Genomic DNA, 24,554 nt, shown 5'->3' with positions numbered 1-24,554 from the left:
CACTTTGTTCAGGATGACGCGATGCAAGATAACCGTATTCAAGCAATAATTAATAGTAAGGTGAGAGTTGTATGATTAGTAATGAAGCGCTGGAACAGCGCCTTCGCGATACATCAGAAGTTGAATTTGTTAAGGTAGAAGGTGATGGTTATCATTACAATTTGACTATTGTTTCAGAGACTTTTGTCGGTAAGTCTCTGGTGGCCAGACAACAGTGGGTCTATGCTCAATTGAAGGAATTGATTACATCTGGCACTCTTCATGCTTTAAGTATGAAGACGTGGACGAAAGAAGAATGGGAGAAAAAGCATGGATAAGTTGGTAATCAATGGCGGTAAACCCTTAAACGGTGAAGTCATTATTTCGGGTGCAAAAAATTCCGCTCTGCCCATCCTCGCTGCGACACTGCTTGCAAGCGATAATGTGACGATCGCTAATGTGCCACATTTGAAAGACGTGACCACAATGATGGAGCTGCTGGGGCAGCTCGGCGCACAAATGATCGTTGACGAAAAAATGAATGTTCAGGTCGATGCCAGTAATGTGAACGAGTTCGTCGCTCCCTATGAACTGGTGAAAACGATGCGGGCATCCATTCTTGTGTTAGGCCCCTTATTAGCCCGTTTCGGAAAAGCTGATGTTTCATTGCCAGGAGGCTGTGCTATCGGCACGAGACCTGTGGATTTGCACTTGAAAGCTTTGAAAAGCATGGGTGCTGAAATTTCAGTAAAAAATGGATATATCAAGGCACGCTGTAAAAGAGGGCGTTTACAGGGAAGGCCTTTATTATTCGATACAGTAACAGTTACCGGCACTGAAAACGTGCTAATGGCTGCTGTACTCGCCGAAGGTAAAACAGTGATCAAAAATGCTGCGCGAGAGCCTGAAGTAGTTGATCTGGCGAATTTCCTCAATCAAATGGGGGCAAAAATTACTGGCGCAGGTACATCCACGATTGAGATTGAAGGAGTGGAGGCCTTAGGCGGCGGGTCCTACAGCGTAATGCCCGATCGTATTGAAGCCGGAACCTATTTGACTGCCGGAGCAATTACTCGAGGAAAGGTAACGGTTCGCCGCGTCAAACCTGATAATCTGCTTTCAATGCTGTGTAAGTTTGAAGAAGCCGGGGCTGAATTAAGTTTGGGCGAAGACTGGATTACCTTAAATATGAATGGCCTGAGACCGCAGGCAATCGATATTTCAACGGCCCCATATCCTGCATTCCCCACCGATATGCAGGCGCAGTTTATGGCTCTTAACAGCATATCTGACGGCACGTCTTCAGTCATTGAAACTATTTTTGAAAATCGTTTTATGCACGTTCAGGAATTACAGCGAATGGGCGCGCAGATTCGTTTAAATGGAAATACAGCACTGATCTCAGGTGTTGATCATTTAACCGGAGCTCCGGTGATGGCTACTGACCTTCGCGCTTCCGCGAGCCTCATTCTGGCAGGTTTGACCGCCGAAGGGGAAACGATGGTCGAGCGAGTTTATCATGTAGATCGCGGTTACGAACGCATTGAAGAAAAGTTGTCTATGCTGGGAGCTGATATCAAGAGGGTTTCAGCAAGGTGACAGGACGTAAAAATTTTGTAGAGTATATAAATAATCTGCTGGCCATTGCATCGTTTAATGATTATGCACCCAATGGCCTGCAGGTTGAAGGACGCAGCGAAATAAACCGTATCTGTACCGCAGTTACTGCTTCAGCGGAAGCAATTGAAAGAGCTGCGCAATTTGGAGCTGATGCTCTCATTGTCCATCACGGTTATTTTTGGAAAGGGGAACCTGCGGTTATTACCGGCAGCAAATACAAGCGAATTGCAGAGCTCATCAAGCACCAGATTAATTTGCTCGCTTATCATCTCCCGCTCGATTGTCATCCGCAGTTGGGTAATAATGCCTGTATCGCCAATTTGCTGCAATTAGATGAAATTGACCAGCATGGTGTCTCCGGCACACCCGGATTGCTTTGGACAGGATCTTTTCCATTACCTAAAACGGCAGACGAAGTCACTCTCCTATTAGCTGACAAGCTAGGACGAAAGCCTGTTCTTGTGGAGGGAGCCAAACATTCTATCAGCAGGATTGCCTGGTGCAGCGGTGCTGCACAGGATTATATTGAACAAGCCGGCGCTCTGGGAGTAGATGCTTATATCAGCGGCGAAATTTCCGAGCGAACCTATTATCAGGCCAAAGAGCTTGGCATTCATTATTTTTCTGCCGGGCATCATGCCACTGAACGTTTTGGCATACAGGCTCTGGGCGAACATTTAGCACAGCATTTCAATCTGCAATATCAGTTTATTGACAGTCTTAATCCCGTTTAAAGAGTTTTCTATCTATGTCAAGTTTAGCCTATGCTTATGGTCAACCTGCATCTCAAGGTATTTTAAAGCAATATCCTGAAGATTTTATTGTTAATGAAATTTTGGGGTTTGATTTGACCGGTGAAGGGGAGCATTTGTTTCTATTCATTGAGAAGCGCAATATTAATACTGAAGATGTCGCCAAGGAAATTGCCCGTGAATTAAAACTGTCACCCAGAGCAGTGTCTTACGCCGGGTTAAAAGATAAACAGGCATTAACCCGACAGTGGTTCAGCATTCATTTGCCTGGAAAAAATAATCTGAATATTGAACTTCCGAAGGGTGAGCAATGGAAAATTTTACATACCCAGCGGCATAATAAGAAATTGAAAACAGGCGCACTGGAAGGAAATCAGTTTCAACTCATTCTGCGAGATATTCATATCGAAGATAAGATTGAAGAGCGACTGTCAGCAATCGCTGCAAATGGAGTTCCCAATTATTTCGGTGAACAGCGATTTGGTAATATTGGGCAAAATCTTTATAAGGCGGAACAGTTGCTGTTTGCGAATATGAAAGTCAAAAATCCGTTTTTGAAAGGCATGTATTATTCTGCCGCACGCGCTTATCTTTTTAACCGCATACTTGACTATCGCATAAGCAAGAGTAATTGGAATCAAGCCGTGGCTGGGGATGTGATGCAATTAGCAGGAACTCATAGTGTATTTCATTGCGATTCACCAGATGAGATAATCCAGCAGCGTATCAAGGCCTTTGATATTTCACCAGCCGGTGCGCTGTGGGGTGGAGGAAATAACCGTGTTACAGAGTCAGCACTGGTTCTGCAGCAAGAAGCCCTGGCAGATCTGCGTCCCTGGTGTGAGGCATTGGAAGCACACAAACTGGAAATTGCATACCGGGCATTTATTCTCCAGGTCAAAGATATGCGATGGGAGTGGTTAAATGAGAAAGAGCTGTTTTTAGAGTTTGCCCTGACTTCCGGCAGCTATGCCACCAGCGTTATCCGTGAACTATTGTTAACCTTAAAAGAGTGAAACAAGATATATCTTTGTAATGGATTGCTTCGCCAAGGCTCGCAAAGACGGAGCAAACCCTGTCTTCGCCAAGGCTCGCAAAGACAGAGCTTCACAAACTGTCTTTGCGAACGAATGTGAAGCAATCCAGTTGGTTGTCTCAAAACGCTTAACCTGGCCCAACACTAACCGCAGGTGCTGTCTCTTCAAGTTCTGGTGGTTTTTTCTTCCACGAGCCCTCGAAGAAGGTTTGTGTTTTAAGAAATTCTTTCAGTCTCGCCAGATAAATGGGTTTAGGCAATTGTCGCAAATGCTCAGGAATCAGCTCCTCTGGGATGTCCAGATCCTCATCTGTAAGCCCCTCAGCAATTATCGCTTCTGCCATATAGGCTGCTTGTGGCGTTTGTGGAGTATATACAGGTTGCCCCATCACAATCCCATCCTGGACTTGAAACGGCTCCTGAGAAAAAAGACCTCTTTCGCACTCAGGAACAGGAACGCTGCCGGGATCGAATTCGACCACATCATCAAACAAACCGAGCGCTGGCTCTGCTGGTAGACATTTCTGCTCGAGGAATCTGGCAATCGCCTCCTTATGAGGAAATTGATTAAAATCCCGGGGTATAAAGACTTCTTCGTCATTGAGTTTAATGACAAATCCGCTATCGACAACTTTGCATGCAACCTGGAAAGAATGTGACTCATCAACAGCTGCGGCTATTTCTTTTTCCTGTTCAACAAACTGAACTTCGATTCCATTTAATATCCGCTTACCATCACTGGTAAATCCGGACAATTTCTCATAAGGACTATTGTCACCAAAATTGGCAATGTAAGAACAAGCATTCTGAAATGCTATCCATAAAAGATCTACGCTCAAGCCTCCAGCATAGCCCACACCATACCCAATAGAGCCCATTAAACCGCCCATCAGGGTCGCCATTGAAATGCCGCCAGCATTTTCAAACAGCTGCTTGGCAAGCCGCGGTGCAAAAATCATAATCCCCCAGCCAGCCACTTTTCCGCCAACCCAGCATAAACCGCTGCTTAATGCTACCTGAACAGGCAGCCCCACAGCACTTTCGCTGGCCATTTTTCCGATCATCCATCCGGTCGACATTCCAGCAGCGTAACATGGCTGGCTGACCAGGTAACCGGTGACCGATGCGACTGGGAAGCGATTCGGTTGATATTTCCTCAAATAATCAGACTGTGAAGTAACAAAATCCTTAAAATGCCGCCATTCAAGTTCTGTAAATCGACAGGTGGAGTCTTTAGCCATGGAGGCATTCCAGCTTTCCAATGATGAAGTTTCTAAAAAACGCAAAGCCGTCAGGAAGTAATCGGCACTGGTTTGCTTATTCAGCTGATTTTTTCCTACCAGACCAATAGTATTATCTAAAATTTCATATAAATCAGAGTTAGATGGAGAACGCATCCAATAGGGAAGGCCAATCTGATGTTTGATATAAAAAGCGGTGACAATCAGGATTTTGCAGGCACTCATATGCTCATCAAATGCCTGGGCATCTTTGAATTTCAGATCCGGTTTTAGCCTGGAGCGAAGAACCTGAAAAATCTTTTCAGTGAATTCGAGCTGAAAATGCCTGTCTTTAGAGTTTTTTCCACCGAAAAATCGTTCAATGGCAGTATTCTGGTGCTGGGGCTGTGGAGTAGTTTTTGCCTGTTTAATATATAAAGCCCTTAGCTTAGGCCACTCTTCAATTAATGTATCCTTAATTACAAAACTCATATTGACCTCACATCCTTGGTTAAAAGTCATCCGACAGCTCAATGTCCAATTATCACCATAGCTGCCTTGTAAAAGACGTACTTATTTTATATTACGCATTCATTGATTAAATGCCAATAAATTTGGTTAATATTTATTAATAGATTAAGTTATCACAATCTAAAATTTAACCTATTGAAAAACTGATGATATAGTTCAGGCTACATGAAATTATACCTGAATAACGGCTGTATAAAATGACATCAATTAAGCAATTTATTTACCTGCTACGATTATCCCATTGGAGTAAAGCGGCATTTGTTTTACTTGGTGTAGTGTACTCTGGCTCTCTGGATTATTTGCCGGATGCGTTATTAGCTGCTCTGGCGTTTTGTCTGATAGCCAGTGCTGTGTATATTTATAATGATATTCAGGATAGAGAGAAAGATCGCCTGCATCCGCAAAAATGCCGCCGTCCTTTAGCAAGCGGAGAGGTTTCCCTTGATTTCGCGGTGAGCATGCTGGCACTGTTGTTACTGGGCGGCATGTTGCTCGCCTGGTCAATATCGACCATTCTGGCAGTACTGCTTGCTGCCTATCTGCTTATCAATCTGGCCTATAATCATTTATTGAAAAGTGTTCCTGTGTTGGATGTGGCTTGTATCGCCAGTGGATTCATGTTGCGAGTACTGGCTGGAACTATAGGGATAGGGCTGCCCATTTCATGGTGGCTAACTATCACCGCTACGCTGGTTAGTCTGCTTATTGCGCTCTGCAAAAGGCGTCTGGAAAAGCAATTAGGTCTGAGATATGAGACTCGCCTGGTTTTAAAGCGTTATACCTTACCGGCGCTCGACCGATTAATTGTGGTTACTGCCTGCAGTTGTTTTGTCGCTTATCTTTTTTACACTTTAATTGCTCATAAGGAGTCATCCTATTTTCTGCTGACTTTACCCTTTGCAGCTATCGGTTTATGGCGTTTTGCCCGTTTATCTATGAGAGACGGCAATAATGACGACCCGGTCTCTCTATTTTTTAAAGATAATCTCTCACGCTTTAACCTGCTTTGCTTTGTAGGATTAACTTTGGTTGCTCTGATGAATGATCTGTCATAAAAAAATCTACTATGCGCTGCTGGCAGCAGCGCTGGGTTATCTTGTTGTTTTACAACTTACAGCAATCTGGCCGTTTACGATTGATGATATGTATATTTCCCTGCGCTATGCCAGACATTTGGCAGAAGGACATGGCTTGCTTTGGAATTTGCGTGAAGCACCAGTGGAAGGATACAGCAATTACAGTTTTGTGCTCCTGGGCGCTTTGGCTATTCACTTAGGACTTGATCCTGTGGTTATTTTGAAAGCAGCCGGTGTGATTGGACTGCTGTTAACGATTGCAGGCCTTTATCTTCTGGCGAGACTGGTTTTACCCAAGACCCTGGCTTTATTACCTTCTGTGATACTGCTCCTATATAAAGGAGAAATAATTTGGGCAGCAAGCGGCCTGGAGACTGCCTGCTATCAGGCGATGCTTGTCTATTCCCTTTATTTTCTTTTAAAAGGAAATGGATATCAGAGTTATCCGGAGCATCATAAAAAGGGAACTAGCAGGTTTTACTTAATCTGCTTTTCAGTATTAATGAGTATTGCGAGTCTGACACGACCGGAAGCACCGTTTGTGTTTATTTTATTCAGTCTGCTGCTGATCATTGATAATCCCAGGCCCATGCAATTTTTTGCCACTGATTATTCGCTTTGTCTGCTTATTTTTTTACTGACTTATTTACCGTATTTTTTCTGGCGCTGGCATTTTTTTGGGCGTTTATTTCCTAATTCAGTCTATTGTAAAGGGTTTGAGGGCCATTCTGCATTCGGTCTGGATTTGACCTATCTGAAACTAATATGGCCTTTTCTTCTGGTTTCATTACCCGTACTTTTTCAGCATAGAGACAAGCTGTCTCTGTATTTTTGGACTCCGTCTGTATTGTATTTAATTTTACTAGTGCAATCGGATTCTGTTGCTGCATTTTATAATCGATTATTTCTTCCTGTATTGCCTTTTCTTTATATCCTGGCTGTACAAGGTCTTTATAAAATAGTTCGGGAGTTTTTTGGCAACGCTGAGGATAAGTTAACAGGTCCCGTCTGTATTACCATCGGTTTAAGTGTTTTGCTGGCAGTGTTTTTTATTCCGATATTCAGTTTGTCTGAATATCGTTATTTCAGCCAAATGCCTGTGGAAGGTGAAAAGTTGCGGGATAGGGTGCTGCAATGGTTGGATGTTAATGCCACCCCAGCAAGTACCGTAGTTCTCTCAGATAGCGGGCGCATTCCTTTTAAAAGCAATTTGAGGTTTATTGATTCCTATTGCCTGAATAATCGTAAAATGACCGAAGATAAATCAGAGTCCATGTATCAGCGCTTTTGTGCGAATTTGTTCAACGAAAAACCGGAGATTATTATTCTGACTTCGTTAAATCAGCAGGGAAAAATTATTTACACACCAGCTGACGCCTGTCTGAAGCAGGCTTTGAGTCAACAGAGCCTGTATAAATATAAGGCTGAGTTTAAGACACCAGAAGCTGCCGACATCTACCAATATGAAATTTATTCCTTAAACCATTAAAAACTGTGTAAAATACTCATTTTTGGCTGTGATCCGACAGGACAAAGCATGTTGAAAAGTGGACTCTTACTTAAAATATACAAGCGTTTGCCCGCTCTGGCTTTTGATTTAATTTCAATTCCGCTTGCCTGGTATTTCGCGTACTGGCTGCGTTATAACATGCAGCCTTTTCCGAACACTCTGGTGAGTGTTTACTCGCTGGAAGCGCTCTTTATTCTCATGACCGCTCAGGTTGGGTGCTATTATTATTTCAAAGTGTATCGAGGATTATGGAACTTCTCTTCTATAAACGATCTTTTGCGGATTATCAAAGCAGGACTCAGCGCTACGATAATTGCTATCCCCGCTTTATATCTAAGCTCATTATTACCCCATGTTCCACGCTCGGTTCTGCCACTATACTGCCTCAACCTGGTGACCTTACTGGGCGGGGCCCGGCTGGCGATGCGAATGTTTCGTGATCAGCAGTTGAATAAAAATCTCCCGAGCGATATGAAAAGAGTACTCATCGTCGGTGCCGGACAGGCCGGAGAAGGCCTGGTCAGAGATTTAAAGCGAACACCCAATTATTGGCCGGTAGGCTTTGTAGATGATAATCCGGCCAAGCGTGGCAAAGAGATTCATGGTATTCGTGTTTTAGGAGCAACCCGCGAGCTGGGGGATATGGTTATCAATCATCAGATTGATTTAATTTTTATAGCTATTCCGTCCGCACGATCTGCGACCATGCGCCGCATTGTAGAGTATTGTGAAAAAACCAGCGTTCCTTTCAGAACGCTTCCAGATATCAGCGCTCTAGCCTCAGGGAAAATTGAGATCAACGCCTTGCGTGAGGTCAATCTTGAGGACTTGCTAGGACGTGATCAGGTTCAGCTGGAATGGGATCGCATTAGCACCTATGTGCAAAACAAGCGGATTATGATTACCGGCGGCGGGGGGAGTATTGGTTCCGAATTATGCCGGCAAATACTGGATCTGAACCCGGAAAAATTAATGATCATCGATAGTTCCGAGTTTAATCTGTATCGAATTGAACATGAGTTAAGCGCCTCGCATCCCTCTTTTCAATTGGATTTAATACTGGCTTCGGTAACGGATGCGGTTGCTATTGACAGTTACTGCAGGCAGTTCAAGCCGCAAATCGTGTTTCATGCGGCCGCTTACAAACATGTTCCTATGCTTGAGGAGCAAATTCGTGCTGCGATTCAAAATAATGTGCTGGGTACTCGCATCGTTGCTGAAGCCAGTGTTGCCGCGGGCGCTGAGAAATTCATTCTGATTTCCAGCGATAAAGCAGTTAATCCATCTAATATCATGGGCATGACCAAGCGGATTGCCGAGATATATTGCCAGAATTTAAACGAACGAGTGCAGACTCAATTCATTACGGTGCGATTTGGCAATGTATTGGGATCGGCAGGCAGTGTGGTACCCTTATTCCAGAAGCAAATACAGGCTGGCGGCCCAATTACGGTAACTCATCCAGATATTCAGCGTTATTTTATGACTATACCCGAATCTTGCCAGCTTATTCTTCAGGCGATGGTGAATGGTCAGGGTGGTGAGATATTTGTTCTGGATATGGGCGAACCTATAAAAATATCCTATTTGGCAGAGCAAATGATTCGTCTGGCCGGTAAAGAGCCTGGACGTGACATAGAAATCAAATATAGCGGATTGCGTCCTGGTGAAAAGCTCTTTGAAGAGCTTTTCCACGAGTCAGAAGAATTGGCCCATACGGAGCATGAGAAATTATTCAAGGCGAAATTTCGCAAACTGGATTGGCAGGAATTGACCCAGGCGATGCGGTTGTTGAATGGTGCCTGTGATGAGAATAATATTGATGAATTGAAAATATTGGTTAAGAGTTTAGTTCCTGAATTCAAATCAGAGCCTGGACTGCAGAAAGTTACCATATTATAACCAAATTGTGAGTTCACAGGGATGTTTAATAGAGAAATGGATGAATCAATAAAATTGCTCGCCTGGAAGCGTTTTTTTAAAAGTATTTTATGCCCAGGCGCCTGCCTCGTATTGCTTTCTGCTTGTAGTGAGTCGAATACCCAGGCCCCCGCCATCCCAACAGTGGCTGTCACCAAAATTTCAAGCTCACAAATTCCCATTAATAGAAAATACATAGGCATTACCCAATCCATTTCTGCCGCAGGGATTAAAGCGCGAGTAGAAGGCTTTCTGATTAAAATGAATTTTGTTGAAGGGAAGCCCGTTAAAAAGGATCAATTATTATTTGTCATCGACCCCCGGCCTTTTGAAGCCAAACTTAGTCTGGCGCAAGGTCAGTATGCTAAAAGTGTCGCGGATAAGGAATATCAGGAGATCCAATACCGCCGCATGAAAGATCTGGTGGTAAAAGGTGACGTGTCTCAATCCCATTTCGATGAAGTGAGTGCCAAGTTTAGCGAGGCTGATGCGCAGGTGCAGATTGGAGCTGCTAATGTTGCGGATGCCAAGATTAATCTGGGCTATTGCTATATGTATTCGCCTTTTGACGGCATTATTGGCAAGAAATACGTGGATGTGGGAAATCTGGTAGGCGGGGGTGAGAATACCTTGCTGGCCAATGTGGTGCAGTTAAATCCCATCTATGTGGAATTTAGCCCGAGTGTTGAGGATTTTACCTCCTTTCTTAAATACCGGGACAACATGCCATTTAAAGTGGAGGTTAGTTTACCTCATGACGGCAATCTGGTATTCAAAGGTAAACTGGATTTAATTAATAATCAGGCCGATGTTTCAACATCCACCATCCTCATGCGCGCAGAAATTGAAAATCCCAAACAATTATTGCTTCCCGGTATTTATGTGAGTGTTAAACTGCATCTCAGCAATAATGAAAAAGTGATACTGGTTCCCAAACAGGCGACTATGGTGACACAGGGACAGCGGTCTGTGTTTGTTGTGGGTTCCGATAATATTGTCCACTCAAAGAATATAACTACCTCGGGCCAGTATGATAGCTCCTACATAGTGAGTTCGGGGTTGAAAGAAGGCGAAGTAGTGGTCAGCAATGGGCTGCAAAAGATTCACGATGGCATGAAGGTTCAACCTGAGACAAAAGTGCAGGATGCTGTCAAATGATTAAGTTTTTTATACACAGACCCATATTTGCCATTGTCATTGCGATTTTGATGGTGCTTATTGGCGGGATTTGCATTCTGGTTTTGCCGATAGCTCAGTATCCTCAGCTTGTACCGCCACAAGTGCAGGTAAGTTCACAGTATATAGGCGCCAGTTCTTCTGTAGTCGCCGATACAGTTACCACGCCTCTGGAGCGAAATATCAATGGAGTTGAGGGCATGATCTATATGTCCTCTGCCAGCACCAATAATGGCAATTCAATCATCACCATCACCTTTAACGTCGGTTATGATATCGATATTGCCGCTGTGGATACACTGAACGATACCAATACGGCCATGTCAGTTTTACCGCCTGATGTGATTCAGGCAGGGCTGGATATACAGAAAGTGTCGAGCGACATGGTATTGGTTGTCAATCTGAATAATAAAGACGGTACGATGGATGATGCTTTCCTGACTAATTATGCGGATATTAATATAACGCCTGTTCTTTATCGTATTTTCGGCGTGGGTGATATCAATAATTTTGGGTTGCTGCAATATTCCATTCGTATCTGGCTTAATCCGGATAAGCTGGCAAGCATGGGAATTTCACCTCAGGAAGTGATAAATGCCGTACAGGAGCAAAATCAACAAGCTGCAGCAGGAAGCATAGGGCAGCCGCCAGTTCCCAAAACGATTCCATTTCAGTATCAGATTAATACATTAGGCCAGTTAAGCGAAGTAGAGCAATTCGCCGATATCATTGTGCGTACCAGGGAAAATGGTCAGATTGTGCGTATTAAAGATCTTGGCCGCGTCGAAATGGGGGCTGATACCTACGTAACTACTTCGCAATTTAACGGCAAACCGAGCGCAAGTCTGGGAATTTATCAGTTGCCCGGTGCCAATGCGCTCGATATTTCAAATAATGTGCGAAAAGCCATGAAGGAACTGGCAAAAAGTTTTCCTGCAGGTTTGGAGTGGACTATTGCCTATGATACAACCAATTTCGTGAAAGCATCCCTGCGCGAGGTGGTGATAACTTTACTTGAAGCCATAGCTTTGGTTTTCCTGGTTGTTTTCGTTTTTCTGCAGAACTGGCGAACAACCTTGATTCCTTGCATAGCTATCCCGGTTTCTCTTGTAGGTACATTTATATTATTCAGCATTTTTGGCTTTTCGATTAATACGCTCAGCTTGCTGGGGCTGGTGCTGGCGATAGGGCTTGTTGTGGATGATGCGATAGTCGTTGTCGAAAACGTAGAGAAAAAACTTGAGCAGGGTATAACCGATATCAAGGAAGCGACTTTACTGGCCACTAAAGAAGTGCAGGGACCTATCCTTGCGACAACATTAATTTTGATGGCGGTATTTATTCCAGTCGCTTTTATCCCGGGAATGACAGGCAGCCTGTATAACCAATTCGCATTGGCTATCGCATTTTCGGTTGCTTTATCGGGGATTAACTCATTGAGTCTGAGTCCGGCACTGTGCGGTATTTTATTGAAAAGGAAAAAGGAAAAGGAAAAGAAATTTTTCTTTTTTCGCTGGTTTGAAAAAGGCTACGAGTGGCTTCTAAAGCATTACACAATTGCGGTTCAGCATGTTATCCAGTGGCGCAAACTGGTTTTCTTCGTATTTGCTTTATTGGCGCTTGCTGCTTTTTTTGTATTCAAATCACTTCCGGAAGGGTTTATTCCAGAGGAAGATCAGGGATATTTCATTATTGTGGTAAACGGTCCTGATGGCTCTTCACTTTATCGTACAGAAGAAACAGTTAAAAAAGTGGTGGATTTGCTGCTGAAGACAAAGGGTGTTGCCCATGTTATCAGCATTAATGGATTTAATATTATTGATACAATTGATCAAACTAACAATGCTGCCATTATTGTTACCTTAACACCCTGGTCTGAACGTACAGCACCGGATTTAAGTGTCCAGTCCATTATTAAAAAAACGCAGCAGCAATTAAATCTGTTTGATGATGCGGTAATCGAGGCCATTAACGCACCTGCCATTCCTGGTTTAGGTACGGTAGGGGGTTTTCAGCTCGAAGTCGAGGACAGAAACAATCTCGGAGTTCAGGCGCTGGCGAAAGCAGTCAATCAATTAGTCGAAGAGGGTAATAAACGCCCGGAGTTGAAAGGCCTGATTTCCGATTTAAATGTCAATGTGCCTCAGCTCTATCTTGATATTGATCGCACCAAAGCCAAGGCAATGAACGTTTCAATTACTAACTTGTTTGTGACTCTGCAAACTTATCTCGGCGCCTATTATGTGAATAATTTTACTAAATACGGCCAAACGTATCGAGTGATGGTTCAAGCCGAAGGGGATTCGCGTGCTGAAACAGCAGATATCAGTAAATTATATGTTAAAAGCGATAGCGGTCAGATGGTTCCTTTGTCCAGCCTGGTTAAAATAAAGTCGGTGAATGGGCCTTATAATATTCCACATTATAATTTGTATACAGCAGCCAGCGTCAATGGTGCGCCTGGCCCGGGATATACCTCAGGTCAGGCGATGGATGCCATTAAAGAAGTAGCAGATAAGGTTTTACCTAAAGGGATTGCCTACGAGTGGACTGGAATCACCTATCAGCAGCTTCAGGCCGGTAATGTGGCCTCCCTGATTTTCGCGTTATGCCTTGTTTTTGTGTTTTTATTTCTGGCAGCTCTTTATGAGAGCTGGTCAATGCCATTCATGATTTTGTTAGCGGTTCCTCTGGCGCTCCTGGGTGCGGGTCTTGCCTTAATGCTCCGATCGCTTGCGCTTGATGTCTACGCGCAAATCGGTTTGATATTACTGATTGGGCTTGCCGCAAAAAACGCTATATTGATCGTGGAATTTGCCAAGGAGAAGCGGGAGGGAGGTGCCAGCATTTATGATGCAGCAATACAGGCGGCTACCTTGCGTATGAGACCTATCCTGATGACGGCTTTTGCATTTATTTTTGGTGTGTTGCCCTTGGCGACAGCTACAGGAGCAGGCGCCGCCAGCAGACATTCGATAGGAACCACCGTTTTGGGAGGCATGCTGCTTGCCACCATTTTGAGTCTCCTGGTAGTGCCCGTTTTTTATGTAAGCATTCAGGGGTTACGCGAACGTTGGTTATCCAGACGAAAAACGGATAACGATTAGCATAAAGGAAGGATGATATGAAGGTATTAGTCATTGGAGGATCAGGAGTTTTAGGTACGGCGGTCGTTGAAGAATTATCCTTGCGCCATGAGATTATTCAGGCAAATTATTCCAGTGGAGATATTCGCGTTGATATTACCAGTCAGGATTCTATTCTCGCTTTATTTCAGAAGGTTAACAAAATAGATGCGGTGGTTCTAACGACGGGAAACGTCCATTTTGGAGAGTTTGCCGCAATGACCGCGAAAGAATATGAAATTGGCCTGCGAAGCAAGCTGATGGGGCAGGTGAATACGGTTTTAATTGGCAGAAATTATCTAAATGAGCATGGCTCTTTCACCCTCACAAGCGGCATTTTAAGCCATGATCCTATCCAGTATGGAAGCTCTGCTTCTATGGTCAATGGGGCTTTGGAATCCTTTACAATAGCTGCAGCAATCGAAATGCCAAACCGTTTACGAATAAACTGTGTCAGCCCAACAGTTATTACTGAATCAATGGGAGCCTATGGACCTTATTTCAGAGGTTATAAATCAGTCAGCAGCGCAGAAGCTGCTTTAGCTTACAGTAAAAGTGTGGAAGGTTTACAAACCGGCCAGGTTTATCGAGTCGGTTAGAAATGTTGAGTATATCCCTCAGGCTGACTATCTGGTTTAAGAACGCTCTTCAGAACTGGATGCCTCGGGTAAGCCGAGGCACGTAGGGATACGGAATAAGAGTATGCCTTTGATGATAAATCTAATTTCAAGTCGGTCATTTCCACGCAGGCGTAAATGTATTCATGCATGATTTTGGCTCTGGCGAAGGGTTATTTTTTTGCCAAAATCACATCAATAATATGGGTGTCATGATAGGGAAAGGTGAATATTTTGCTAAACAGGCGCTTTAAACGCTGGATAAGAAAGTTCTTGGGCAGCATGCGGATAGAGATGCTGTTTAAAAACCAGGTTCCTTCAATACCAAAGGTTGCCAGTTCATCAATATTATTTAATGTAATAGGAATGGCGAGGCGTTTGTGTTGCTCAATTTTGAAATGATGCTGATCGAAAACATGCTTCAATTCATCAAGCCCGGAAGCGACCGTAGTGTTTTTTACCATTGCTTTATAATAATGTCCCACGACGGTACTAATCAGACTATCTTCTGCAATAAATTGAGCGAGTTGCTGCTGAGCGATAGGAAATGACTCATAAGTGGTGGTAATCAGTGAAAAATGGCCATTAGCTCGTGTTAACTGATTTGCTTCATTGAATAAAGTATGAATGGGAATGTAGGCGTTCACGAAATGAGCCAGAACGAGATCCTGTGAGTGCTGCGGCAAAAAACGACTGGCTTCAGTAGCGCTTCCTTCAATAGCCGTTAAGTCCAGAGTTTGACTGGCTTCTTTGAGCATTTCAGAGGAAATATCAATTCCTGTGAAATCAGCTTCAGGCATATATTGCTTTAGTTGCTTAAGAAAAGCGCCGTTTCCGACTCCAAGGTCCAAAACTTTGTAATGAGGCCGTTGGCCCAAGTGTGCTTTTTTTATCTGCGCAATCGCTTCGTGATGACTGAGGCTGAGTGAGCCAAATTTGTCAGCAGTAGCGTAATGACCTGAAATTTGATTATACATGGCCTTCAAGGACATGTAGATACCCATTAAATTGACGTTCGGACAGTATATCGCCAAACTTACCCGCTTGGCGACAATTCTTTATTGTTTTTTATCACATTATTCAAATTATTGAGATGTCAGAGCCTGATGATCTGTCAGGCATTCTGCCATTCTATCTCACAAGGAGAAGTCGAATTATAAAATAGAGATCTCTTTTGCCAATTCTTTATTCCTGCTAAACGTCTGTTTGGCACTTTCCACTCCAGGCTGATCAAAGGGATTAATATCCCAAATGACGCTCTGAGTGTAAATTTTATGTTCGTACAGAGAGATAAGAGCGCCTAAAGTATAAGGACTCACTTCGTCTAAAGTAATCAGGTTAAGAGGAATATTGCCGTTAATCATTTTATTCAGATGCTGATTATTGGGAATTCCATCACTAAGAATTCGCAGTTTTTCATAGAGAAAATGATTGATGGTTTCTTCGTTATACGACTTCACACCTATGCAATCGCCTGCAATCTGATGAGTTCCCTGGCATAGCAGTTGAAAATAGCTATGTTGAGCCTGGTTTCCAAGCCCACCCCAGACCATAGGTCCGGTGGCGTAATTAACAAACTCTCCCTTACTATCAGTGGATTTTCCATTGCTTTCCATATCCAGCTGTTGAATATAAGGAACAAAGTGTTCCAACTGTTGAGCGTAGGTCAGCATCAAAAAATTATGGGTCGCGAGAAAATTATTATTCCACACTCCAATGAGCCCCAATAAAGCCGGAATATTTTGAGACAATTCACTTTGCTGATAATGCTGATCCATATGGTGAGCCCCCAGAAGAATCTGGGAAAAATTTTCATAGCCAATTGCAATCATCGTTATTAGATTTATCGCGGAGCACAGAGAGTATCTTCCGCCAACCCAATCCCATATAGGCAGCACCGTTTTGAATCCCATCCTGCGTGCCGCTTCGCCATTGGCAGTTATCGCTATAAAATGCCGCTCATTGAGCTCATTTAAGCCAAGCCAGCTTACGGCTTTTTTGGCGTTCTGCAGTGTTTCCCGTGTGGTAAATGATTTAGAGGAAATTAAGAACAGGGTAGTTTCGGGGTCCAGGGATTTAACCGTGTAGTTAAAATCATAAGGGTCAACGCTGGTAACAAAGTGGAAATTTAAATCCGGATGGCGCCAGCAATCAAGGACTGAAATACAAAGCCTGGGACCCAAATCTGAACCGCCAATACCAATATTGACAATGTCTGTAATCGGTTTTCCCGTGAAACCCAGCCAATTACCATTACGTATTTTTTCAGCAATTTCATCCATCTGCGCTCTTGCGGCAAATATTTCAGTCATTACATCTTTTCCATTAATGACTAAAGGTTTATTATCCATTTGCCGAAGTGCGGTGTGTAATGCGGGGCGGTTTTCAGTGAAATTTACACAGGCTCCATTAAAAAGCGCCTGAACTTTCTTCGGTAATTCACGTTCTTCTGCTAATTCAATTAATAAGCTTAGAGTTTCTGGTATAATTTTCTGATTTGTAAAATCGATATCGAGTTTGCATGCTGAATAATTAAGAGAAGCCCTGCTTGTTCTGAGACTTTGTTTGATGTCAAGAATTGAATGTGATTGTAACTGTGTACTATGTGATTTTAGCGCGTTCCAGCTATCCATTTGAGTTAAGTGCGTCATGCTTTCCATTCCATCAGAGTGCTTTTTTTTCAGTAGTTTATGGCAAGCGAGTTAATATTTCAACGGCTTAGCCTGGCTTGTCGATACATTAGCGGGGTTTTTATGATTGTATTCGTTATGTGCATGGCATTTTTCGCGTCATTTCTGTTAACGCGTGCCATAAGAAGATATGCTTTGACAGTGCAGCTCCTGGATATTCCCAATGATAGAAGCTCGCATAAAAACCCGACTCCAAGAGGCGGGGGTCTGGCTTTTGTATTAATATTTACCAGCCTCATTGCCTTCCTCTCTCAGACTAGTCTGGTTTCGATACCTTTTGCCATCGCAACTTCCGGAGCAGGATTATTTGTGGCTTTATTGGGATTTATTGATGATAGAAGGCATTTATCGCCAAAAATACGTTTTTCAGGTCATTTTCTGGCTAGTGCCTTCGTTTTGTATTGTTGTGGCAGTTTTCCTTCAATCCAGATTGGCAGCTGGTTAATTTCCTCTGGCTGGATTTTGAATGGCATCGGAGTATTTTATCTGGCCTGGGTATTAAATCTGTTTAATTTTATGGATGGTATTGATGGTTTGGCTGCTTCAGAAACTATTTTCGCCTGTATAGCGGCTGCTTCTTTGTACTGGCTTCTGGGCTATTCATCAGAAATTTTGCCGCTTATCGGGCTTGCAGCCACCGTATCCGGTTTTTTAATCTGGAATTTTCCGCCGGCCCGTATTTTTATGGGGGATGTAGGAAGCGGGTTTCTGGGAATAGTGCTCGGGGCCTTTAGCATTCATGCCGCATTTTTGTCTCCATCACTTTTCTGGAGCTGGTTAATTCTGCTTGGGGTATTTGTTGTAGACTCAACGATCACTCTGATTCAGCGAGCGCTAAGCGGAGAACGTGTCTGGGAAGCCCACTGTACCCATGCTTATCAGCATGCTTCGAGGCATTATGGCGGCCATTGCCCTGTGACCTTAGGGGTAACGGTCATTAATATAACCTGGCTGTTACCCTGGGCATTCATTTCATGTTTCAACTGGGTGAGTGGATTTATTTGCTGCCTCATTGCTTATTTGCCACTAATTTTTCTGGCTTTTTTGTTTAACGCGGGGAAGTCTTCAAGAATTGGTTCAGCAAAGTCAGCTTGTTAATTACCCGTTTCTGTCTCTGCCAAAGATTTTTTTGTTTATTTGTCATATAATTAGAAAGAGAAATAGTCTTTTCTGGAATTGCCCACCCGGATTTCAGAATAATTCTGTTCCTGCTGAGCGGGGGCGGTAATTAATTTATAAAATTTTAGTTTCTTAATATTTCGTTAAGAATTCTGGTATAAACTTATCCAGACAATATAAGATTGTTTTTTGTACAAACTGTATATTACGAAGCCCACATGGAAGAGTGCTTTCTATGGAACGGGTGGGAATATACAAATTAGGGAGATTTAAAGCATGTTAATATTAACTCGCCGTATTGGTGAAACTCTAATCATTGGTGATGATGTAAATATCACTGTTCTTGGCGTGAAAGGTAACCAGGTCAGACTGGGAATCAATGCTCCTAAAGATGTTTCCGTTCATCGTGAAGAAATTTATTTACGCATCCAGCAAGAAAAAGAGTCAACCGATAGTAGTGAAGAAGCTGTATAAAACCGGATTTCCTCGCAGTCATCCGTTCCCGAGTGAATAGAGTAGCTCGGGACAAACCCCTCTTAAAACCCACTCAAGCTCGTATCCCCAGACGATAAATAATGTACCAGACCTTCATTGTCGCGAAGACACAATTGCCCATAAGAATCAATGCCGCAGGCTTCCCCGCTAATCCGTGAATTGAATTGCTGCACAGTGATGGTTTTACCAAGCAAATAATCGTGTTGATTCCATAAGGGCAAAAAGCTTGAAAACCCATTTTTTAAAAAGCGCTCAATATCCTGATCCAAAGTGCCTACGATTTCTGCAATCAATCGGTTTCTGTCCCAATATTGACCGCCTGTTTCCAGAAGAGAGCACCAGGGATTATCTGATAAATTACTCTCTTTGGGGTCTGTATTCACATTAATTCCAATACCGATGATAACCGATGCGCTGCTGTGAGATTCAGCAATCATTTCAATAAGGATGCCACCGAGTTTTTTGTCTTGCCATATTAAATCATTCGGCCATTTTATCTGTATCTCATTATGAACACCGGCATTATGCAGTGCACGAACTACTCCGAGACTGACAGCGAGACTTAAGCCTGATAAGCGAGAAAGCGATTCGTACATTTCCCAGCGAACCGATAAATAAATATTCTCTCCAAAAGGGGAGGCCCAGGTGCGTCCGAAACGCCCGCGTCCCTGTGTTTGTTTTTCAGTACAGCAAATAGTCAGATTTTTTTGTATCGGCAGATCTTTTAAAAAGCGATTGCTTGAGTCAATTTCACTAAATTGATAGACAGTGGTTTCATTTTTTAAATGTCCGGGAAGCTGACTTAAAATTTTTTCTTTATCAAGGGGAATAAAAGGCTTTAGCAAGCGATATCCCTGTTTTGGAATTGATTCAATTGGGAGTCCTGATAGAGTCAACTGATGGATTTGTTTCCAGATGGCCGTTCTTGATACACCAAACTGCCTGGCCAGATATTCGCCGCTTTGACAAGTTCCATCGGCAAGCAAATGCAGAATTTGCCGCTGTAAGGAAGTAAACATTTTTATATCAGAACTTCTCATTTAATAGCCATTCCAGTTTTTTCAATTTTTGTCCGCGCAGTGTTACAATGGCTGGTTCATAGCAAAGCGCAGCAGCATAACCCGTATGAGGCAAGAAGGAGTTCATCAGCCAGTTTTTCTGATGCAGCGAATCGAAAATTTCAGCATGATCTTTAAATACAGGAACAGAGAAACTCTGAGTAGGGTAATGGAGTCCAAGACCCGACGCCTTGATAAATGCTTCTTTTTTAGCCCATATTTTAAAGAAAGTAAGGACTTGCAGTAACTTTGGTACCCGATTAAGTTCCTGAACCTCTTCGGGGGAAAATGCGTAATTAGCCAATCCCTTTAATGAGCGGGCAGAGAATTGTTCAATATCAATTCCCAATGGGTGTTTGCTGCCTATTCCCAATAATCCGATTTCACCCGAATGACTGAGGTTAAACTCAATTTCTGTGAAATGTTTGACTGCCGGTTTTCCATGAGTCCCCTTTATAAACTCGATTTGTCCTGCAGGGATTTGCAGATAGCGGGCTAGAATAAGGCGCAGCGCTGCGTGAGAGGCAATGAAGCGTCGGCGGTGTTTCTCAAACAGAAAGCGCCTCGCTCGTTCAAGCTCCGTGTCGTCTAAAAGCTGTAAGCTATTTTCTGGATAGCTGGACAGAGGAAATTCCCAGATATCTATTCTGGATTCCTGAAGAGAACAATCCTTTAATGACATCGGTTTAATCTGGAATTCACTCATTCAGATGATTCAATGGGTAGCGTCTGGAAGCAATTAGGGTTATCATAACGCATGCCTTTTAATTCGCCAACGAGTAATTAATGAGTCGACAATTTTTGGATTTCGAGCAGCCCATCGAAGAATTGAACCAAAAGATTCAGGCACTGCGCATGGTCGGTGATACTGAAATCAATTTAAGCGAAGAAATCACGCGCCTTGAAAGCAAGTGTGAAGAGTTAATGGCGGGCATTTTCTCTAATCTGGAGCCCTGGCAAATCGCTCAGCTGGCCAGACATCCTCTCAGACCGCAAACTACAGATTATATTGAACATATTTTTACTGACTTTCAGGAGCTTCATGGAGACCGTCATTATTCCTGCGCCCCAGCAATTATAGGCGGCCTGGCTCGTTTAAATGGTGAGCCAGTTATGGTATTAGGCCACCAGAAAGGAAAGCGAACCAAGGAGAAGGTGTATCGTAATTTCGGAATGGCACGCCCTGAGGAATATCGTAAGGCCTTGCGGCTGATGAAAATGGCCGAAAAATTTAATCTGCCTATTTTCACATTTATTGATACTGCAGGTGCTTACCCGGGTATTGGAGCAGAGGAGCGCAACCAGTCAGAAGCGATTGCCAGAAATCTTTTAGAAATGGCGAAGCTGAAAACGCCTGTTATTTGTACAGTGACGGGTGAAGCGGGTTCTGGCGGCGCCCTGGCAATTGGTGTGGGCGATCGGGTGCTAATGCTGCAATTTGGTATTTATTCGGTAATTTCACCAGAGGGCTGTGCATCCATCCTGTGGAAAGATGCGGCTAAAGCCAGTGAAGCAGCCAGGGCAATGGGAATCACCGCTGAGCGCATTTATGAACTGGGTTTAATTGATCAGGTTATCAAAGAACCACTGGGGGGAGCTCATCGTAATCTCGAGGCGATGACAGGCCGGCTTAAGAGTATTCTGGTTGAAGAACTCGAACACTTGAAAAAAATGCCTCTTAAAACCCTTCTGGAGGAGCGTTACAACAAATTCATGGCGATGGGAGCCTGTGATTAGCCTGGATTTCGATTTCATCAGCTCACTGCTTGAATCCTTTGACAAGCTCTATGCAGGGTTCAGCGGCGGGCTGGATTCAACCGTATTACTCTATGCTTTAGCAAAAATTCCTCAACTTAAAGCAAAGTTAACCGCTGTTCATGTTCATCATGGATTAAGTCCCAATGCCGATACGTGGAAGCTGCATTGCGAACAATTCTGCAGGCGGCATGATATTCCATTGATTGTTAATCATGTGCATTTGAATAACTCATCGAATATTGAGAAAACTGCTCGGGAAAAACGCTATGAACTGTTTTCCGCATTATCAGAGAGTAAAACTTGCCTTTTGCTCGGGCATCACCGCGATGATCAGGCAGAGACGCTTCTTTTGCAATTATTTCGTGGGGCAGGCATTGAGGGGTTGTCTGCCATGCCAGCCTGGCGTTCTTTGGGCAAGGGATTACTGTTCAGGCCTTTACTGGATTATACGCGAGCGCAGATTGAGCGTTATGCGATAAATCACAAGCTGAGCTGGGTGGATGATGAAAGCAATCAGGAAACGCATTTTTCAAGAAATTATCTGCGCCATAGTCTTTTGCCTTTAATCAGAGAACGATGGCCTGGGGTAGATGATAATTTAGTTCGCACGGCCAGACATTGTCAGCATGCTCAAGACTTGCTCGATCAATTAGCTTTGAGTGATTGCCCGAAGCTTAACAAGCCGTCTCAAGTGCTGGACTGTGCCGATCTTCTCTGTCTTAATAGCGAACGACTGAATAATATCATTCGCTATTGGCTTAGACAAAATCAGGTCCTTATGCCGGATGCTCTGACATTTAATCGAATTGGTTCTGAGCTATTATTTAGCCGAGACGATGCGACTCCGATAGTCAGCTGGGGAGAGGTTGCCCTGCGGCGCTACAGGAAGGCGCTCTATTTAATGATAAATAAACCGACGGAAAAATTATCAGGACTTCCCTGGGATAACTTTCCTGAACCGCTGGTTATTGATTCTATCTCAATTGCTGCTGAGCCTTTTAACAGCGGGGTTCGTGTATTGGAAGGCGATGTCATAGAAATCAGATTTCGCCAAGGCGGTGAACGAGTGAAAATTCATGGCCAATCCAAAACGCTTAAAAAATTATTTCAGGAATGGGGAATCCCCCAGTGGCAAAGGGATAGAATTCCTTTAATGTATATTAACCAGGAGTTAGCAATGGTTGTTGGATATGCCGTCTCAGATTCTTTTTTTCAGAAAGACTTACCATTTACGTTTAAAATTGAGAGCCTAGTTATTTAAATCTTCCAGCCTTAAGGCTGCAAACCTTAAGCTGGAATGACTAACTGGTCAAAACTTAGCACTCAGGAAGGCTTACAGCCAAACCGCCCATTGAGGTTTCCTTATAGATAGTTTGCATATCCATACCGGTTTGTTTCATGGTTTTGATAACCTTATCGAGTGAGATCTGATGCTGGCCATCACCAATTAAGGCCATGCGGGACGCATTAACTGCTTTTACAGCTCCCATTGCGTTGCGTTCAATACAAGGAATCTGGACCAGACCGAGAACGGGATCGCAGGTCATTCCCAGGTGGTGCTCCATCGCGATTTCAGCCGCATTTTCAATTTGTTCCAGGGTGCCACCTAATACTGCGGTAATACCTGCGGCCGCCATAGAAGACGCAACTCCCACTTCGCCCTGACATCCTACCTCGGCCCCAGAGATGGATGCTCCTTTTTTGTAAAGGATGCCGACCGCTGCTGCGGTCAGAAAATAAGTATAAATATCTTCCTTACTTAATTTTGTGTGTGCTTCCTGAAAATAACGCAATACCGCTGGTATAATCCCCGCTGCACCATTCGTAGGGGCGGTAACAATACGGCCGCCAGCGGCATTTTCTTCATTAACCGCCATCGCATAAAGATTAAGACGGTTCATAATGTCCGACTGCTCAAACACACTGGGAACGCCCTGGTGTTTAATTAACTTCTGGTAAAGCTCTGGTGCCCGACGCTTTAACTGTAACCCTCCCGGGAGAACCCCGGGATGGCGGCAGCCATTTTCTATACACTCATTCATAACCTTGGCAATTGCAAGGATACCTGCGTGAACCGCATGTTTGTCACGCCAGGTAAGCTCATTCACCATCATAAGTTCGGCAATCGACAAATGATTTTCCCGGCAAAGAGCTAACAACTCAAAAGCATTATCAAAGGGGTAGGGAACCGGGGTTACATCAGAGCTTGTATTATCAAACTCTTCTTCAGTGCTGATGAAGCCTCCACCGATTGAATAATAAACCTGACTGCAAAGCACAGCGCCCTCAGTTCCAAAGGCTGTAAAACGCATTCCATTACTGTGTCGGGGCAGTAATTCTTTCTGTAGAAAAAGGAAATCACTGGTATCGTTAAAATTAACTTCCTTGACTCCCGCCAGATTAAGCCGTTGAGAGCTAATAATCTCACGCATGCGCGGAACCATTGTTTCCGGCACGACACCATCAGGAGTTTTCCCTTCCAGTCCATTTAAAATGGCTTTATCCGTGCCATGACCTTTGCCTGTCAGGGCCAGAGAGCCATAGAGTTCAATAAGAACACGCTCAGTGTCACCAAACAACTTCTTTTCATCAAGTAGCTTGAGAAATTCATTAGCGGCGGACATTGGGCCGACAGTATGGGAACTGGACGGACCAATTCCAATGGAAAATAAGTCAAAGAGGCTGATACTCATTCTATTTACCTAAGATGGTGCAATTATGGCAAGTTTAGAAGGAAATTGTGCAGCAAACAATAGGTAAGCTACTCTAAGGTAAATATTTTTCATTGACTGGAAATTTCATGAAAACTTAGGCAGAATGAATGGGCATTTTAACCAGGTGTTGTTGATGTTTGTTTTGAGACATAAAACGA

Annotated in this window: 20 protein-coding genes; 14 read left to right on the top strand and 6 right to left on the bottom strand. The window is 43.5% G+C overall.

All coding sequences use genetic code 11. From position 1 onward, the window contains the following. The first annotated feature begins 71 nt into the window (after window positions 1–71). From E1O89_RS04935 to truD, 4 genes are read left to right on the top strand one after another with little or no spacing between them, the layout of a single operon-like run. On the top strand, window positions 72–317 hold the full coding sequence (locus E1O89_RS04935; RefSeq protein ID WP_112218035.1) for a BolA family protein: 246 nt from the start codon (window positions 72–74) through the stop codon (window positions 315–317). Beyond that, window positions 310–1,578 (top strand): UDP-N-acetylglucosamine 1-carboxyvinyltransferase, encoded by a 1,269-nt coding sequence (gene murA, locus E1O89_RS04930; RefSeq protein ID WP_112218034.1) that lies wholly within the window; start codon window positions 310–312, stop codon window positions 1,576–1,578. Before E1O89_RS04935 ends, murA begins: the two co-directional genes overlap by 8 nt. Then, window positions 1,575–2,333, top strand: coding sequence for a Nif3-like dinuclear metal center hexameric protein (locus tag E1O89_RS04925; protein WP_133139192.1), 759 nt, complete (start codon window positions 1,575–1,577; stop codon window positions 2,331–2,333). The genes murA and E1O89_RS04925 overlap by 4 nt, the downstream gene beginning before the upstream one ends. 14 nt (window positions 2,334–2,347) lie before the next feature. Beyond that, entirely contained in the window at window positions 2,348–3,367 is a 1,020-nt protein-coding gene (gene truD, locus E1O89_RS04920; RefSeq protein WP_133139191.1) for a tRNA pseudouridine(13) synthase TruD, read from the top strand. Between the two features lie 148 nt (window positions 3,368–3,515). Here the strand turns inward: truD and E1O89_RS04915 are convergent, their stop codons facing one another. After that, entirely contained in the window at window positions 3,516–5,099 is a 1,584-nt protein-coding gene (locus E1O89_RS04915) for a hypothetical protein (RefSeq protein WP_165483064.1), read from the bottom strand. Window positions 5,100–5,335: 236 nt separating this feature from the next. Between E1O89_RS04915 and E1O89_RS04910 the strand changes: the two genes are divergently transcribed. From E1O89_RS04910 to E1O89_RS04885, 6 genes are read left to right on the top strand one after another with little or no spacing between them, the layout of a single operon-like run. Continuing rightward, window positions 5,336–6,193 (top strand): decaprenyl-phosphate phosphoribosyltransferase, encoded by an 858-nt coding sequence (locus tag E1O89_RS04910; protein WP_112218030.1) that lies wholly within the window; start codon window positions 5,336–5,338, stop codon window positions 6,191–6,193. Further along, complete coding sequence (locus tag E1O89_RS04905; protein WP_133139189.1) at window positions 6,180–7,703, top strand: protein LphB; 1,524 nt, start codon at window positions 6,180–6,182, stop codon at window positions 7,701–7,703. The genes E1O89_RS04910 and E1O89_RS04905 overlap by 14 nt, the downstream gene beginning before the upstream one ends. A 48-nt stretch (window positions 7,704–7,751) precedes the next feature. Then, window positions 7,752–9,626, top strand: coding sequence for a polysaccharide biosynthesis protein (locus E1O89_RS04900; RefSeq protein WP_112218028.1), 1,875 nt, complete (start codon window positions 7,752–7,754; stop codon window positions 9,624–9,626). A gap of 36 nt (window positions 9,627–9,662) precedes the next feature. Next, window positions 9,663–10,802: an efflux RND transporter periplasmic adaptor subunit gene (locus E1O89_RS04895; RefSeq protein WP_165483063.1), complete on the top strand. Its 1,140-nt coding sequence runs from the start codon at window positions 9,663–9,665 to the stop codon at window positions 10,800–10,802. After that, complete coding sequence (locus tag E1O89_RS04890; protein ID WP_133139187.1) at window positions 10,799–13,927, top strand: efflux RND transporter permease subunit; 3,129 nt, start codon at window positions 10,799–10,801, stop codon at window positions 13,925–13,927. Before E1O89_RS04895 ends, E1O89_RS04890 begins: the two co-directional genes overlap by 4 nt. 17 nt (window positions 13,928–13,944) lie before the next feature. Continuing rightward, window positions 13,945–14,544, top strand: coding sequence for a short chain dehydrogenase (locus tag E1O89_RS04885; protein ID WP_133139186.1), 600 nt, complete (start codon window positions 13,945–13,947; stop codon window positions 14,542–14,544). A 191-nt stretch (window positions 14,545–14,735) separates the two neighbouring features. Here E1O89_RS04885 and E1O89_RS04880 read toward each other — a convergent pair whose 3' ends face one another. Then, window positions 14,736–15,554: a class I SAM-dependent methyltransferase gene (locus E1O89_RS04880; protein WP_058506759.1), complete on the bottom strand. Its 819-nt coding sequence runs from the start codon at window positions 15,552–15,554 to the stop codon at window positions 14,736–14,738. Window positions 15,555–15,716: 162 nt separating this feature from the next. Further along, window positions 15,717–17,213 (bottom strand): glucose-6-phosphate isomerase, encoded by a 1,497-nt coding sequence (locus tag E1O89_RS04875; RefSeq protein WP_133139185.1) that lies wholly within the window; start codon window positions 17,211–17,213, stop codon window positions 15,717–15,719. Window positions 17,214–17,252: 39 nt separating this feature from the next. Here E1O89_RS04875 and E1O89_RS04870 point away from each other — a divergent pair, with 39 nt between their 5' ends. Then, window positions 17,253–18,350 carry an MraY family glycosyltransferase gene (locus E1O89_RS04870; protein ID WP_222845424.1) on the top strand — a complete coding sequence of 366 codons (1,098 nt, stop codon included), beginning with the start codon at window positions 17,253–17,255 and terminating at the stop codon, window positions 18,348–18,350. Window positions 18,351–18,647: 297 nt separating this feature from the next. Next, window positions 18,648–18,845: a carbon storage regulator CsrA gene (csrA, locus tag E1O89_RS04865; protein ID WP_058506756.1), complete on the top strand. Its 198-nt coding sequence runs from the start codon at window positions 18,648–18,650 to the stop codon at window positions 18,843–18,845. Between the two features lie 62 nt (window positions 18,846–18,907). On the opposite strand, the gene E1O89_RS04860 is transcribed toward csrA, so the two are convergent. Both E1O89_RS04860 and E1O89_RS04855 read right to left on the bottom strand, forming a co-directional pair. Further along, entirely contained in the window at window positions 18,908–19,906 is a 999-nt protein-coding gene (locus E1O89_RS04860; RefSeq protein ID WP_262337404.1) for a biotin--[acetyl-CoA-carboxylase] ligase, read from the bottom strand. Next, window positions 19,893–20,630: a 4'-phosphopantetheinyl transferase family protein gene (locus tag E1O89_RS04855; RefSeq protein ID WP_133139184.1), complete on the bottom strand. Its 738-nt coding sequence runs from the start codon at window positions 20,628–20,630 to the stop codon at window positions 19,893–19,895. Before E1O89_RS04855 ends, E1O89_RS04860 begins: the two co-directional genes overlap by 14 nt. A gap of 80 nt (window positions 20,631–20,710) precedes the next feature. On the opposite strand from E1O89_RS04855, the gene E1O89_RS04850 reads away from it, so the two are divergent. Together E1O89_RS04850 and tilS are read left to right on the top strand one after the other, a co-directional pair. Continuing rightward, window positions 20,711–21,661, top strand: coding sequence for an acetyl-CoA carboxylase carboxyltransferase subunit alpha (locus E1O89_RS04850; protein ID WP_112218021.1), 951 nt, complete (start codon window positions 20,711–20,713; stop codon window positions 21,659–21,661). Then, window positions 21,654–22,943, top strand: coding sequence for a tRNA lysidine(34) synthetase TilS (gene tilS, locus E1O89_RS04845; protein WP_133139183.1), 1,290 nt, complete (start codon window positions 21,654–21,656; stop codon window positions 22,941–22,943). Before E1O89_RS04850 ends, tilS begins: the two co-directional genes overlap by 8 nt. 55 nt (window positions 22,944–22,998) lie before the next feature. Here the strand turns inward: tilS and E1O89_RS04840 are convergent, their stop codons facing one another. Continuing rightward, a complete protein-coding gene (locus tag E1O89_RS04840) occupies window positions 22,999–24,375 on the bottom strand; it encodes an L-serine ammonia-lyase (protein WP_133139182.1) in 1,377 nt (458 codons plus the stop codon). Between the last annotated feature and the right edge of the window lie 179 nt (window positions 24,376–24,554).

Source organism: Legionella genomosp. 1, assembly GCF_900640215.1.
GTDB lineage: Bacteria > Pseudomonadota > Gammaproteobacteria > Legionellales > Legionellaceae > Legionella_C > Legionella_C quinlivanii_A.
The sequence above is the reverse complement of the archived record's forward strand: the minus strand, read 5'-3'. Positions and strand labels throughout refer to the sequence as shown.